Genomic DNA, 13,809 nt, shown 5'->3' with positions numbered 1-13,809 from the left:
CTAGCTCAAGCCTTCACGGCCACCATGAACAGCCGCGGAAAGCGCAGCAGAACGCGGCCGTCGGCCATCTTCGGGTAGGCTTTCTCGACGCGCGAAAGATAATCCGCCAGAAACGCCCCGCGGTGTTCTTCGCCGGCATTGGCGAGATAGGGCATCAGCCCCGTTCCCTTCACCCATTCGACGATCGCGGCGGCATCGGCCATGGGGTGGTTGTAGATCGTATGCCAGATATCGACGCGCGAGGATTTGCCGATCAGGCGGCTGTAATAGGTCGAAGCCGGGGGAAGGGGGTTGCGCCGCGCGCTCTTCTGCTCGAATGCGGCCTTCCACGGCCCGGCATGCGCCGTCTCCTCCATTGCAAGATGCGTCGGCTCGCCGAGGTTGTCGGGCATCTGCACGGCGAGCACGCCTCCCTTGGAGAGGCCGTCCATCAAGCGCTCGAAGATATCGAGATGGTTGGGCAGCCACTGGAACACGGCATTGGCAAAAAGCAGATCGGCGGGCTCGTCCGGCTGCCAGGTCGCAAGGTCGGCCTCGGCGAAGGTCGTGTCCGGCAGCCGCTTGCGGGCGGCCTCCAGCATATTGCGGTCGCTGTCGAGGCCGGAAACGGCTTCCCGGCCGTAACGGTCGATGATGAGTTCGGTAGAATTTCCCGGCCCGCAGCCGAGATCGATCGCCTTGGCGACCCGCTCCAGCGGCACCTGCGCCAGAAGATCGCGCGCCGGACGCGTACGCTCATCCTCGAACCTCACATACTGGCTTGCGGACCACGCCATGGGCACCTCCTCGTTTTCTGCAATACCGCCATCACGAAGGCCACCTTCAGGCCCCTCTCGGCGAAGGTCTTCACATTGGAGTCGGAGACTAACGTCCCTTTGATTCTTTTTCTTGCGGCAACGCCGCGTTAGACCTTCACGGCTGGTTTGGCAACGGCCGAGATGTCGCGGACGACTGTCGCGAAGCGGTCGGCAATCACGGCAAGCCAAAGACCTCTAGCTACGACTTCGCCGCCAAGATCTTCTCCGCAACGGCATCGAGCACCGCACCGTTCTGATTGATGAACCGTTGCGCTACCGTTTTCAGCTGCAGGATATTGGTGGCGCTGGCATCGTCCAGGTCGTCGCTCGCTCCGTCGAGCTTTCCGTCGATGCGGAAATAATTGAGCGTGTCGGGCTTGGCGAAGCTCATGTCGGTTGCGCCCTGGGCATTCAGCTTGGCGCCCTTCGGGTTCAGGAGCTTGTTTGCCTGGTAGGCGGCGGTGCTTGACTGTCCCTGCATGAGCACGGAGATCAGCGGCGTGCCGTTCTGCGGGTTGATCCAGCCGAAGGCGCCCCAGTCTTTGGCTTGCTGGTAGGGGATCCTGCGGTTCTGCTGGCCGGTGCCGAGCGAAAGCACGACGAAGCTGTCGCTTGCCGCCTGCCAGAGCTTGCGCGCCTCGACATAGGCGGCCAGCACCGGATCGTTGGCGAACACGCCGCCGTCGATCAGCGGGATCTTTCTGAGCTTGTCGTTTGGCGGCCTGCCGAGGTTTTCGACGAGCGCCGGTTCGAAATAGGTTGGAGCGGCAGACGAACCACGAGCCGCTTCCCAGAAGCGGAACATGGCGTTCTCGGCGTCGCAATTGGTGATGAACACGGCTTCGCGCTGCTCGATGTCGTAACCGGTGATCACCACCTTCGTCAACCCGTCGGCAACCAGCGTATTGGCGCCGAGACGGGCCTGAAGCTTCTGTTCCAGAGGTGTGGCGTTGTAGCGCTCCTCCTGCCAGCCGCCGATGTTGATGAGGCGGGAGATCAGCTTGGAATGGAAGATATCCTTGCCTTCGTCGGCATAGAGCTTGACGAGATCGGCCGGCGTGCAGGCGGCCTTCTTCTTGTTTCTGGGGTTGGGGCAGGTGAGCCCCGCGGCAATGATCGCACCGGTCGAGGTGCCGCCGATGAGATCGAACGCCTGATGCATCGGCAGGCCGGGCAGGCGCTTGGCGTAGTCCTCGATGATCATTGCGGGAATGAGGCCGCGGATGCCGCCGCCATCGATCGAGAGAATGAAACGAATGGCCATGTTTCTCTCCACGCCGGAGTCATTCCGGCGCGGAATTATGAAACATGCTCGACCAATTGCAACTGGATGGAATGCACCAATAAATGGCTAGAACCGCGTAATGACGCTGATGCCTGTTCCTTCTGCCTTGTCCATCGCCATCAGCGCCGGCACTGCCTCTTCCAGGCTAATCGTCCGGCCGATCAGTTTCTGCGGCGCGATCTTGCCGGTTGAAAGCATGGAAAGCATGGCGTCGTAGCGCCAGGCCTGCATGCCGTGGCTGCCGTAGACCTCCAGCTCCCGGCTGATCACCTCCGCCATCGGCACTTGCGGCGTCGCGTATTCGCCGAGCATCAGGCCGATTTGAACGTGACGGCCGCGACGGCGGAGATTCCTGATCGAGTTGAAGCAGGTCACGGGATGGCCGAGCGCGTCGATCGAGACATGCGCGCCGCCCTTGGTGATTTCGCGTACGGCTTCCGTGACATCGGCAACGGCCGCCGCATTGATCGTCGCCACCGCACCGCATTCCCGCGCAAAGGCCAGCTTCTCGTCGGAAATGTCGATGGCGATCGGATTGGCGCCAAGCGCGCTGGCGATCATGATCGCCGAGAGGCCGACGCCGCCCGCGCCATGAATGGCGATCCATTCACCGGGTCCGGTTCGCGCCCGATCGACGACGGCGCGGAACGAGGTGGCGAAGCGGCAACCCATGCTGGCCGCCGTCGCATCGTCGACGCTGTCCGGCAGATGCACGAGATTGGTGTCGGCATAGTCGATCGCGACATATTCCGCAAAGGAGCCCCAGTGCGTGAAACCGGGCTGGAACTGGTTCGGGCAGACCTGCTGGTTGCCGGAGTGGCATTCGCTGCAATGGCCGCAGCCGGAAACGAAGGGCACGGTCACCCGGTCGCCGACCTTGAAGCGCATCACGCCCTTGCCGGTGGCGACGATTTTTCCGGCAAGCTCATGCCCCGGCACATGCGGCAGGCGGATGTCGGGATCGTGTCCCATCCAGCCGTGCCAGTCGCTACGGCAAAGTCCGGTCGCGCCGATGGCGATGACGACGCCGTCTTCGCCGGGCGTCGGGTCGGGCAGGGTGCGGATTTCAGGCATCTGCTCGAAGGCTTCGTAATACATGGCTTTCATTGGCGGCCTCCACTGCGTCGCTGGTGATTTGCCCGCTATGATGCCACGCGCAAGCTTGGCGCTCCAACACTTCGTTCGATCATTTTTGCTTATGCACCCATCGCTTGAGTGCAAGTACTCGCGCATGATTGTTGCGTTATTATGGGTGGTTCCTGCACTTTTCTTGCGTCCCGCTTTAGCGGCGGAATTTCTGCTTGACCGTGCTTGCGGGGCGGGATTTTGCTTATCCGGCGTTGGTAGGAGAAGAGATCATGCCCGTCGATACATCGCCCCGCTCGACCACCTGGACTTATGTCGATGGCGAGTGGCTTCCCGGCAATCCGCCGCTGATCGGCCCGACCTCTCACGCCATGTGGCTCGCCTCCACGGTCTTTGACGGCGCCCGCTGGTTTGATGGCATCGCGCCGGATCTCGACCTGCACTGCCAGCGCGTCAACCGCTCGGCCGTCACCATGGGGCTGAAGCCCCTCAAGACCGCCGAGGAGATCGAGGCGCTCGCCTGGGAAGGCGTCAAGAAGTTCGACGGCAAGACGCCGATCTACATCAAGCCGATGTACTGGGGCGAGCACGGCTCGCGGGGCAGCGTCGTTGCCGTCGATGGCGAATCGACCCGCTTTGTGCTCTGCCTCTTCGAGGCGCCGATGGGCGGCCATGGTGGTTCGTCGCTGACGGTATCGCCCTACCGCCGCCCGTCTCCCGAAACGGCGATGACGGACGCCAAGGCGGGCTCGCTCTATCCGAACAGCGGCCGCGCGATCGCTGAAGCCCAAAGCCGCGGCTTCGACAATGCCCTGATGCGCGACATGAACGGCAATGTTGTCGAAACGGCATCCTCCAACGTCTTCATGGTGAAGGACGGCGTCGTCTATACACCGGTCGCCAACCGCACCTTCCTCGCCGGCATCACCCGCGCCCGCGTCATGGGGCTGCTGCGCCAGGCAGGCTTCGAGGTGCGCGAAGTCACGCTTTCGGTGGAAGACTTCATGAATGCCGACGAAATATTCACGAGCGGCAACTACTCGAAGGTCGTCGGCGTCAACCGCCTCGACGACCGGAACCTCCAGGAGGGGCCGGTCACCCGCAAGGCGCTCGATCTCTACATGGACTGGGCTTACGGGCGCAGCGGCAGCGGCGAATAGGCGTCCGCGCCAGGGGAAAAGGAACTCAGCGATCCGACCTGGATTGGCGGCATTTGCGGCCGGATCCCGGATATTCCCCGGTGTCGTGCGCCTATGCTATAGTGCAGAAGTCGGGATCCAAGCCCGACAGGTCCGTGAGGTCTGTCTTGGGGTCGTAGCTCAGCTGGGAGAGCGCCGCAATCGCACTGCGGAGGTCGGCGGTTCGAGCCCGCTCGACTCCACCAAGACAGCTCTCCCGCCGGCCTGGGTCGTCCTTGGCTGCCGAACGCTATCAGGACCGGGAGCCGAATGTCCGGATCACAGTTCGTCCAGGTTCCTCGGCCGGACCAACCACGCAAATGCGGCGCCCAACATCAGCAGCACGCAGGTGCCGAGAAACACCGCCCGCATGCCGATATGGCCGCCGACGAAGCCGCCGAGCACCGGCCCGGCAACCTGCCCGACATATTGCGACGACACGGAAAGTCCCAGAATGCTGCCTGCCGCGCTGTCCGGCACGCTATGGCGGATCACCGCGGAAATGCAGGGCAGCAGCCCGCCGAGCGCAATTCCCATCAGGAAACGGAGCGCAATCAGCTGCCATGAGCTGGTGACGAACGCCTGCGGGATGAGCAAGATCGCCGCGACGGCAAGCGCGCCCGCAATCACAGGCCAATGGCCGATCCGGTCGGCGAGCTTGCCGAGCCGCGATGCCGAAAGAATGCTGCCGAGCGCCGCCGCCGACATGACGATGCCGGCGATCATCGTCACCCGTGCCTGATCCTCGACGAGATCAGCGACATAGACGGTGATGATCGGCTCGATCGACATGTTGGCGAGCATCAGGAGCAGGCCGGTCAGCAGCATCGCGATGACCGGGCCTTTGTCGGGGATGGACTTCCAGCCGCCGCTTGCCTTCGCCGCCTTCTTGCGGGCAGGGGATTTCTCCTCCTTGATCAGGAAGGTCGTCGCCAGGAAGGCGAGGAAGATGATGCCGCCTGCGGCGAGAAACGTGCCGCGGATGCCGATGATGGGCGGCAGCGCGCCGCCGATCAGCGGCCCGACGAGGTTGCCCGCCATGATGCCCGAAGAGAGCATGCCGAGTGCCCAGGCCGAGCGGTCCTTCGGCGTCTGGGTCGCTACCAGCACCATGGAGCCGGAGGAATAGCCGCCCGCGAGCCCGACAAAGAGGCGGAGCGCCACCAGCTGCCAGATACTGCCTGCCATGCCCATCAGCGAGATCGCGATCGTCATGCCGAGGCTGGCGCGCACCAGCATCAGCTTGCGCCCGTAGATGTCGCCGAGCCGCCCCCAGAGCGGTGCCACGAAGGCGGCAGCAAAGAAGGTCGCGCCATAGGCGATGCCCGACCACTGAACGATCGCCGCGTGCTCGTGGACGCCGAGTTCCTCGACATAGAGCGGAAGGAAGGGAAGGAGCAGCGTCATCGCCACGATGGTGGTGAAGGAGCCGATCAGCGAGATCGTCAGGTTTCGTTTCCAGTAGGCTGACCCGGCCGCTGCATCCGCTGCGTCCATCGGGGTGTCGGTCATATCAGGGATCTCTGTGCGGTATCGTCGTCTTGGGGAGGGGCCAACCTACGCCCCGCTTTACGCGGTGCCAAGGCCGGATCGGGCCGGAACCGTTCGGCGATTTGCGCCAGTTGTCATTTTCTGTTATAAACTGATTGCAGTTTGCAATCGGATTTCAGCAGGAGAACTGCGATGACCGCAACCCGCGAAGAAACCCTCCGCGCCCTCTACGCCGCCTATACCGACAGGCGCAAGGACCTCGTTGGAGCCATGCTGACCGAGGATTTCACCTTCTCGAGCCCCCGGGACGATTACATCGACCGCGCCACCTATTTCGAGCGGTGCTGGCCGAATGAGCCGCAGCTGAAGGCCTTCGATATCGAGTTCCTGGCGGTCCAGGGTGATGAAGCGGTGGTTCGCTACCGTGCCGTGCTGCAGGACGGCAAAAGCTTCCGCAACATCGAGAGCTTTCGCTTCGCTGGTGACAGGATCAGATCGGTCGATGTCTATTTCGGGCGCGAAGCGTAGTTCATGGAAGAAGAACTCGGAGTAGCCGCTTGTCTCTTCTCCCCGCCGGGGAGAAGTGCCGGAGCGATAGCGAGGCGATGAGGGGGAAGTGAACGTGGCATCTGCCGCGCCGTCCCCCTCATCCGTCCCTTCGGGACACCTTCTCCCCGCTGGGGAGAAGAGGGAGCAAGCCGCTTGCGCCACGTCCCCCTCTCCCCTCGGGGAGAGGGCAGGGCGAGGGGGCACCCGGGTCCAGATCAAACGAAACGGAACTGCGTCCTTCGACTACCCCTCGACAAGGATCTCGTCGGCCGAGCGCTTTGTCGGTCCGTGATAGACGGCCTCGATATTGTTGCCGTCGGGGTCGAGCAGGAAGCAGGCATAATAGCCGGAATGGTAATCCCGCTCGCCCGGCGCGCCATTGTCTCGCCCGCCATGGGCAAGACCCGCTTCGTGGAAGCGCTCCACCGCATCATGATCCCCGGCCTGGAAGGCGAGGTGTACCCGGCTTTCGTAGCGATCGGCGGCATCGACATAGAGCTCGTCGGAAGAGAAGAAGTCTTCGCCTTCATGGGTGAAGCGCCGGCCGAGCGCGCCGAGCACCGCCTGGTAGAATTCCCGGCTTGCGGCGAGGTCGCGGACGCGCAGATGCACATGGTCGATCAGCCGCCCTTGATGAAACTCCATCGCAGCCTCCCTAAAGCGTGTCGGGCGAAAGCGCTAAGCGAATCAAAAAATGGCGACGCGCTTAGAGGAACCGGATCGCCGAAGTCGAGATAATGATGATCGAGACGGCGACCATCAAGGGTCTGACCGGCAGACGCTTGACGAGGACGGCGCCGAGGGGGGCGGCGATCACCCCGCCGACGATGAGGCCGATTGCCGAATGCAGCTCCGACCAGCCGAGCGTCAGAACGAAGGTGAGCGAGATGACCAGTGTCACCGCGAATTCAGTGAGGTTCGTGGAGCCGATCACCTTCTTCGGATCGTGCCCGCGGCCGACCAGCGAACTGGTGACGATCGGCCCCCAGCCCCCGCCGCCGACGGCATCGAGCACACCACCGCAAAGCCCGATGGGCGGCACGGCCCAGTCCCTGACGTCGCGCGGCCAGAGCGGTCGGAAAGCCTTGAAAAGAATGACGAAACCAACGGCGATGAGATAGGCTGAAACGAAGGGCTTGATCACCTCGCCATCGGCATTGGCGAGGATATAGGCCCCAACCGCCCCGCCGAGCATCCCGGCCGGCGCCAGCCGCACCACCAGCTTCCAATCGACATTGCGCTGATAGACATGCGATGCGCCCGACGCAACCGTCGTGAACAGCTCCGCCACATGCGTCATCGCGCTGGCGTTGGCAGCCGGCACGCCGAGCGCGAGCAGGCTCGTGGTCGACAGTACCCCGAAGGCCATGCCGAGCGCGCCATCGATGATTTGTGCGCAGAAACCGACCAGCACGAAGAAGAGAAAATCAAGCGTCATCGAAAAATCCCCCGGACCGGCGGCCTGCGAAAGAACGAGCGGCGGGCGGGGAAAGTTCCGAGACTTTGGCGATGAGCAGTCCGAGGAAAGTCTCTTCCGAGGTGTTTGACGCCAGCCCCATGTTCCCTTTCGGGAAAAACACGTGAACTTAACTATGTCGCTTAGGCTTTCGTTCATCGTCCCGCATCAGTTTGCGCCTCGGGCGGCTGGGAACCAACCTTTGAGGATCGGAAGCTATGACCTATGCACTCGTGCTTTTCTCGGCCGTAACCGCGATCGTCGTCTCGATAGCCGCGGCCGGCAGTCAGCCTGCGCCCCAGTCGAACTGGCCGGAAATCCAGCTGGCGAAGACCTCGCGTCTCGCGCCCGTGCACGGGAATTGATGAACGGATGGTTCATCATCGGTTCAGGCCCGGCGGCTAAATCTCGCTTCGGCTGGATTTATTGGAGACTCGCAATGAAGATCATTTCGCTGGCTGCAGCGCTTGTTATCGGGGGCCTTTCGGTAGTATCCGCCGAAGCGATGCCGATGGCGCCGGTGCATGCCGATACCGCCGCCTCGTCCGCTGTCACCAAGGTCGATTATGCCTGTGGTCCGGGCTGGCGTCTGACGCGTTGGGGCGAATGCCGCCCTCGCTTCCACCGCCCGCCGCCGCGTTGGGGCTGGGAGCGCTCGCACTATCGCCGTGACTGGCACGGTGACAGGGATCGCGGCTGGGGCCGCTACGACCGTTACGAACGCAGCAGCTTTTAAGCCAAGTTTTGATCGGTAAACGCTGACCTTGACGAAGCCGGGACGACCTTTCGCCCCGGCTTTATTTTGCCTTGCTGGCGGCTAACTTTTCCGGCCCCGTCGCCAGCGCGAATTCCTGCATTTCCTCCGGTGTCAGATAATAGAGCCGGTCGGGCGGGGTCTCCATCGCATGCAGCCAGAGGCCCGGCTTGATTCCCATTTCGCCGAGATGGCGGGTGACGTCGGCGGTCGTGCGCTGCGCCTCCGACATGGCGCGCTCCGGCGACAGCTTGTCCTTGGAGCCGTTGAACACCTGGTGCACGCCGATGACCGCACCCTCCTCGGCCTCGCGCCTGACGCCGCCAGCCATGATGATCGGGCAGGAGGAGGCGCAGAGCGCGCCGCCTGCGACCCTCGTGCCGATGTTTCGTTCGCGGATGAGCTTCGATATGGCAAGCGCGTCTCCCACCGAGCCGCCCGGCGAATCCAGCGAAACGGTCTTCACATATTCGCCGCGCGCTTCCATCTCCTTTTCGAAGCGGCCCGCAGCGCCTGGCTCGATCGCCCCTTGCGCCAAGAGCACGCCGTCCGGCTGGAGCTCGAAGCGGATCGGCTGCTTGAGCAGATCGAGGCCGGTCTTGATCTCGGATGGCGCAGCCTGCGGCCCGCCCTCGGTCAGCGCTGGCGGCAGCACGGGCATGGTCTCCGGCCGCGCCGGATCGAAGCCGGGCAGCCCGGCGTTGGCCGCGCTGATCTCCCGGAAATCGATCGCCAGAAAGACCACCGACGCGGCAAGCAGGCCATGAAAGGCAAGCCGCAGCAGCGTCGCGTCATCGGTCGAAAGCGCGGCATCCTTCAGCCGGTGCCCTGCGGTTGCGAGCTTCATGTCTGCGGCCCCTTGCGCGGCGCCTTGCCGGTCATGTCGAAGCTTGCGATGTTCGAAGGCTCCGCTTCATCCGCAACTTCGGCCGCTTTCGAGGGCGCGGCGGCCTCGGCGCTGGCAACCGCCGCTTCGATATCGATCCCACGTGCCTGAAGCGCACGCTGGACCTCGATCGCATCGAGCAGTTCCGCCGCCGTGATTCGCTCGGCGAACGGCAGCCTCTGTTCCTGGCGGCGCAGCGCTCCATGCGCGACCGACAGCATGAAGATCAGCACGGCGGGCAAGAGGTCGATGGAGATTGCGCCCGCCCAGCTCGGGATGAAGTCGGAAGCGTAGCGCAGCACCGCCTCGGCCGAGGAGAGGGGCACGAAACGGCGCTCGGCGACCGGCTCGCGCGAAAGAATCTGGTCGGCGGCCTGCGACAGCACCTTGGATTGCGCCGCGACCGAAGAGCGGATCGTCTCCATCACCTGGTCCTGCCGGTTGACGAGATCAGCCTCGCGGCCGTCGGCAACGGGGGCGATGAAGCCGAGCGAAAGGTCTTCCGCGGCGCGCTTCACCGAAGGCGCGATCGAGGTCTGTTCCAGCGAGGTGATGACCCCGGTAAGCCCGACGACTTCGGCGGCGAACTGGTCGGCGCGCGGATCGATCGCGCCGGGGGCGGAAACCAGCGTGCGCATGGTCGCCAGATGCGTGCGGCCCTCGTCGAAAAGCGAGGTGACGCGTTCACGAGAGGTATTGATGCCGTTTTCAAGCTCGGTCAGCTGCGAGGCCATCTGCGACAAGAGCTGCACGACGCTGCCGGCACCGGTCGTGCCGGTCAGCGCGCCGGTTTCGCGCTCCTGGTCGGCCAGCCGCTCGAACCGCTCCTGGGTGCGCTGGATATCCGGCAGCAGGCTTTGTGCCGCAAGCGCGTTCTGATGCGCCCTGTCGAGATCGCCCGTATAATCTTCCAGCGTCTCGGCAAGATGCTGTTCGAGGGCGGCCGAGCCCGCAAGGGCTGCGGCGTTCAGCCAGCTTGCCATGGCGATGATCATCGCGCAGCCAAGCGCCATGATGCCCAGAAGCGCCGTGCGCGCCGCAACACTCGTCACATGCGGGTAGAAGCGCGCGAGGTAGGTCCAGAAGGAATAGATCGCCACCGACACGGCGGCCGAATAGATCATCGCGGCAAAGAAGGTCGCCGTCGGCGACCCGTCGAGAATGCTGCGCACTCCGAGATAGGTATAGACGCCGGACGCAAGCGCCAGAACGGCGAGCGTGAAACGCGTCATTGTCTCCACGGCATCGATGCCGTCCTGCAAACGATGAGATGCCCCGAGCGCCATGGTCTCCTCCGCTGGTAACTTCTTAAGAAACCATTAAAATACCGGCGAAAACAAGGCCTGGAGATGCAGCTGTTCGCTTACTCCGCGGTGGGCATACCCGGTCGCTCGCCACGCTCGTAAAGCGCAGGGTCTTCATCGGCCACGACTGCGCTGTCATGCATGCGGAGCGACTTCTCGGAAATCTCGATGATCGGCGAAAAATGCGCTGCCGGCATCCGCGCGCTTTCCTGCTCCTCGAAGACGGTGGGCGCTGCCATCGCCCGCTCGCCGCGCGCCACCTCCAGCTGGCCGTTCAGGATCGCCCGCTCGGCACGCAGTTGGCGGATTTCGGATTTGGCGATCTCCAGGCTGGTGCGCAGCTGGCTGATCTCATGGCGGTCGGAATCGATACGCGTATCGAGATCGCGTTTGATGGCATCCGCCTCGCGGTCGCGGCGTGAGCGCAGGCTTTCGGTCTCGCGCAGCTTCACCGTCAGTTCGTTGTTGTAGGCGGCAAGTTCGCGGCGCGCCGTTTCGCTCTCGGTGCCGCTCATGCGGGCGCGGCGCAGCTCGTCCTCGACGCGCTCGGCACGCGAGATCGTCGCCGCGAGCTCGGATTTCAGCCGCTTCATCTCGGCGCGCGCCGCCTGCAGCTCCTCGTCCGTCATCTTGTTGCGGCCGTTGGCGGTGATCAGCAGCTTCTCGACGAGTTCCGCCTTGGAGCCGACGGCCTCGGTCTTGGTCGTCAGGTGGGCGATTTCGAGCGCCGAGGAGGTCTGCAACGTATGCAGCTCGACTTCGGCCCGCTTGTGGCGTTCCTCTACCAGCGACAGTTCCTGCTTCAGGTTGGCGACCGCCGTCTGCAGGTTGGCAACCAGCGCCTCCTGTTCCATCAGGCTTGCCTTCAGGTGGCCGCGCTCTTCCGTCAGGCGGGCGAGGTCTCGGGCCTGCATGGTGCTTTCACGGCGCGAGGTCTCGGCCAGAAGCTGATGGGCGGTCGTTTCCAGATCGAGCTTTTCGCGGGTCGCGGACAGCTCGCGGCTGCGGTTGTCGAGCTCCTGCTGGGCGCGCTTCAGAAGCGTCGAGGCCTCGTCATACTGCATCGCCCGCTCGGCGAGTTCGCCCTCGGCGTCGCGCAGGCGCATCTCGATGATGCTGAACTCCTCGCAGGTGACGCCGTGGACATTCTGCAGCTTGGCGAATTCCTCGCGAATGGCATCGATCTCCGTGCGCAGCTGGGTGTTGGCCGTGCGAACGTCCTTGTTTTCGCCTGTCAGGCGGGCATTCTCCTGATCGGCCTTGCGGCGGGCGCCGCTTTCATAGTCCAGAAGCGAGCTGATCCGCGTGCATTCGGCCCTGAGCGCACCCGTCTCTTTCAGAGACTGGCCATGGGCGCCGAGCAGCGTCGAAACCCGTTCCTGCAGCGAGGAGAGGCTGGCAAGCAGGTCCTGCGAATTCTGCTGGTTTTCTTCCAGAGCCGAGCCGAACGCCTCGAAATCGTTGATCTCCGGAACCTGGTAAGGCTGGGGCGCTGCCGCCTTCAGGCTCACCGGCTGTTCGGTTATCGAAATCTGACGATAGGCTGGGCTTGCTACCTGCACCCCCGTCTTGCCGGTCTCTTCGCCGCGGCGGAAAAAACTCATGACCATCACTCGCGCCCCAAAAGTTCGATGTCAAAAAGCAGTTCTATTTATGAATTCACGCTAATTAAGTTGATCCTCTCAAAGGTTGCCCTAACGATCTTTGCCCGGATAACTTGTGGCGCATCTAACGCCACGAGATTAAGGCATGTCAAAACATCCTTCGATGAAATCAACAGCTTTTTTGATGCGCAGGCGGGGCGGCGGCGCGCCTTATTCTTCCGGCAGCAGGTCGAGCGCCTGCGTGTCCAGCTCGCTGCCGATTTCCGCAGCCTTCGATCGCTTGTCGTAGACGCAGATATGCGTGACGAAGCCGTTGGCGCCTTTCGGCCTGCCGGTCACCAGCGCCAGTCCGTAATGCTCGCTGCCGAAGGGATCGACCACGGCCCTCGCATCGACCACCGACGGGGCGGCGGCCTCCTTGCACTTGGCCTCCACATCCGCGGCAAATTCCTTCCACGCCTCGTCCGAGGACGCCGCCGCATTGCCTGCGGTCATCGCGACAAGCACGACGGAGAAGAGGCGGATATTATTCCTTTGCATCATTGGTTCCTTGCGGTCTGGTGCCTGCGCAAAGCTTGGTTCGATGCCGCCATGATCAGCGATTTCGGCCGCCGAAGCGAGACCTGAACGCGAGGCAAATTTTCCTCGCAGGTTGTCGTTTTTTTGATGTTTCCACCGTTGCCTCGGTCCGTTTCCACTCCTATGTTCCGCCTCACCTGCCGAACCACCACATAAGAGGAGACTACAATGGCTTTCGAATTGCCCGCACTCCCGTACGACTACGAAGCTTTGGCACCCTTCATGTCGAAGGAGACGCTGGAGTATCACCACGACAAGCACCACAAGGCTTACGTCGACAACGGCAACAAGCTCGCGGCTGAAGCAGGCATGGCCGATCTCTCGGTCGAAGAGGTCGTGAAGAAGTCCTTCGGCACCAATGCCGGCCTCTTCAACAATGCCGCCCAGCACTACAACCACATCCATTTCTGGAAGTGGATGAAGAAGGGCGGCGGCGGCAACAAGCTGCCCGGCAAGCTGGAAGCAGCCTTCAACTCCGATCTCGGCGGCTATGACAAGTTCAAGGCCGACTTCGCCAATGCCGGCGCGACACAGTTCGGCTCCGGCTGGGCCTGGGTTTCCGTCAAGAACGGCAAGCTCGAGATCTCCAAGACCCCGAACGGCGAAAACCCGCTCGTTCACGGCGCGACCCCGATCCTCGGCGTCGATGTCTGGGAGCACTCCTATTACATCGACTACCGCAACGCCCGCCCGAAGTATCTCGAAGCCTTCATCGACAGCCTGATCAACTGGGACTATGTCCTGGAGCGCTACGAAGCGGCAACGAAGTAAGCGATCCCTCGCGATCCGTTTTCAGCACCCGGCGCCTTGCAACGCCGGGTGTTTTCGTTTGGGCTTCCT

At 63.1% G+C, this 13,809-nt stretch carries 15 protein-coding genes and 1 tRNA gene; 6 read left to right on the top strand and 10 right to left on the bottom strand.

Going from position 1 to position 13,809, the window contains the following annotated elements:
* Positions 1 to 5 precede the first annotated feature (5 nt).
* The 3 genes from tam to ACPYOI_RS06055 form a co-directional block, all read right to left on the bottom strand.
* Entirely contained in the window at positions 6 to 776 is a 771-nt protein-coding gene (gene tam, locus ACPYOI_RS06065; protein ID WP_481418928.1) for a trans-aconitate 2-methyltransferase, read from the bottom strand.
* Positions 777 to 996: 220 nt separating this feature from the next.
* A complete protein-coding gene (locus tag ACPYOI_RS06060) occupies positions 997 to 2,061 on the bottom strand; it encodes a patatin-like phospholipase family protein (protein ID WP_481422667.1) in 1,065 nt (354 codons plus the stop codon).
* An 87-nt stretch (positions 2,062 to 2,148) separates the two neighbouring features.
* A complete protein-coding gene (locus ACPYOI_RS06055; RefSeq protein WP_481422666.1) occupies positions 2,149 to 3,189 on the bottom strand; it encodes a zinc-dependent alcohol dehydrogenase family protein in 1,041 nt (346 codons plus the stop codon).
* A 251-nt stretch (positions 3,190 to 3,440) separates the two neighbouring features.
* On the opposite strand from ACPYOI_RS06055, the gene ACPYOI_RS06050 reads away from it, so the two are divergent.
* Positions 3,441 to 4,328, top strand: a complete 888-nt coding sequence (locus ACPYOI_RS06050) for a branched-chain amino acid aminotransferase (protein WP_481418925.1) — start codon at positions 3,441 to 3,443, stop codon at positions 4,326 to 4,328.
* A 148-nt stretch (positions 4,329 to 4,476) separates the two neighbouring features.
* Positions 4,477 to 4,552 (top strand) — tRNA-Ala (locus ACPYOI_RS06045).
* Positions 4,553 to 4,625: 73 nt separating this feature from the next.
* Here ACPYOI_RS06045 and ACPYOI_RS06040 read toward each other — a convergent pair.
* Positions 4,626 to 5,858, bottom strand: coding sequence for an MFS transporter (locus ACPYOI_RS06040; RefSeq protein WP_481418924.1), 1,233 nt, complete (start codon positions 5,856 to 5,858; stop codon positions 4,626 to 4,628).
* A 171-nt stretch (positions 5,859 to 6,029) separates the two neighbouring features.
* Here ACPYOI_RS06040 and ACPYOI_RS06035 point away from each other — a divergent pair, with 171 nt between their 5' ends.
* Positions 6,030 to 6,365: a nuclear transport factor 2 family protein gene (locus tag ACPYOI_RS06035; RefSeq protein WP_481418923.1), complete on the top strand. Its 336-nt coding sequence runs from the start codon at positions 6,030 to 6,032 to the stop codon at positions 6,363 to 6,365.
* 264 nt (positions 6,366 to 6,629) lie between these two features.
* Here the strand turns inward: ACPYOI_RS06035 and ACPYOI_RS06030 are convergent, their stop codons facing one another.
* The gene (locus ACPYOI_RS06030; RefSeq protein ID WP_481418922.1) at positions 6,630 to 7,031 is read right to left on the bottom strand and encodes a VOC family protein; all 402 of its coding nucleotides are present in this window, start codon (positions 7,029 to 7,031) and stop codon (positions 6,630 to 6,632) included.
* 61 nt (positions 7,032 to 7,092) lie between these two features.
* Positions 7,093 to 7,824, bottom strand: coding sequence for a sulfite exporter TauE/SafE family protein (locus ACPYOI_RS06025; RefSeq protein ID WP_481418921.1), 732 nt, complete (start codon positions 7,822 to 7,824; stop codon positions 7,093 to 7,095).
* A 236-nt stretch (positions 7,825 to 8,060) separates the two neighbouring features.
* Between ACPYOI_RS06025 and ACPYOI_RS06020 the strand changes: the two genes are divergently transcribed.
* Together ACPYOI_RS06020 and ACPYOI_RS06015 are read left to right on the top strand one after the other, a co-directional pair.
* A complete protein-coding gene (locus ACPYOI_RS06020) occupies positions 8,061 to 8,207 on the top strand; it encodes a hypothetical protein (protein ID WP_481418920.1) in 147 nt (48 codons plus the stop codon).
* Positions 8,208 to 8,281: 74 nt separating this feature from the next.
* The gene (locus ACPYOI_RS06015) at positions 8,282 to 8,578 is read left to right on the top strand and encodes a GCG_CRPN prefix-to-repeats domain-containing protein (RefSeq protein ID WP_481418919.1); all 297 of its coding nucleotides are present in this window, start codon (positions 8,282 to 8,284) and stop codon (positions 8,576 to 8,578) included.
* A gap of 61 nt (positions 8,579 to 8,639) precedes the next feature.
* Here the strand turns inward: ACPYOI_RS06015 and ACPYOI_RS06010 are convergent, their stop codons facing one another.
* The 4 genes from ACPYOI_RS06010 to ACPYOI_RS05995 all read right to left on the bottom strand — a co-directional run bounded on the left by ACPYOI_RS06010 (position 8,640) and on the right by ACPYOI_RS05995 (position 12,930).
* Positions 8,640 to 9,443 carry a COG3904 family protein gene (locus ACPYOI_RS06010; RefSeq protein ID WP_481418918.1) on the bottom strand — a complete coding sequence of 268 codons (804 nt, stop codon included), beginning with the start codon at positions 9,441 to 9,443 and terminating at the stop codon, positions 8,640 to 8,642.
* The gene (locus tag ACPYOI_RS06005) at positions 9,440 to 10,768 is read right to left on the bottom strand and encodes a hypothetical protein (RefSeq protein ID WP_481418917.1); all 1,329 of its coding nucleotides are present in this window, start codon (positions 10,766 to 10,768) and stop codon (positions 9,440 to 9,442) included. The genes ACPYOI_RS06010 and ACPYOI_RS06005 overlap by 4 nt, the downstream gene beginning before the upstream one ends.
* A 77-nt stretch (positions 10,769 to 10,845) precedes the next feature.
* Entirely contained in the window at positions 10,846 to 12,390 is a 1,545-nt protein-coding gene (locus ACPYOI_RS06000) for a hypothetical protein (protein WP_481422665.1), read from the bottom strand.
* A gap of 210 nt (positions 12,391 to 12,600) precedes the next feature.
* Positions 12,601 to 12,930: a hypothetical protein gene (locus tag ACPYOI_RS05995; RefSeq protein ID WP_481422664.1), complete on the bottom strand. Its 330-nt coding sequence runs from the start codon at positions 12,928 to 12,930 to the stop codon at positions 12,601 to 12,603.
* A gap of 207 nt (positions 12,931 to 13,137) precedes the next feature.
* Between ACPYOI_RS05995 and ACPYOI_RS05990 the strand changes: the two genes are divergently transcribed.
* Positions 13,138 to 13,740, top strand: coding sequence for a superoxide dismutase (locus ACPYOI_RS05990; RefSeq protein WP_168828807.1), 603 nt, complete (start codon positions 13,138 to 13,140; stop codon positions 13,738 to 13,740).
* Positions 13,741 to 13,809: the final 69 nt, after the last annotated feature.

This window comes from Rhizobium sp. SVR5-2C (assembly GCF_056755115.1).
Note: the sequence above shows the minus strand (reverse complement) of the source record. Positions and strands in the feature narration are given on the sequence as shown.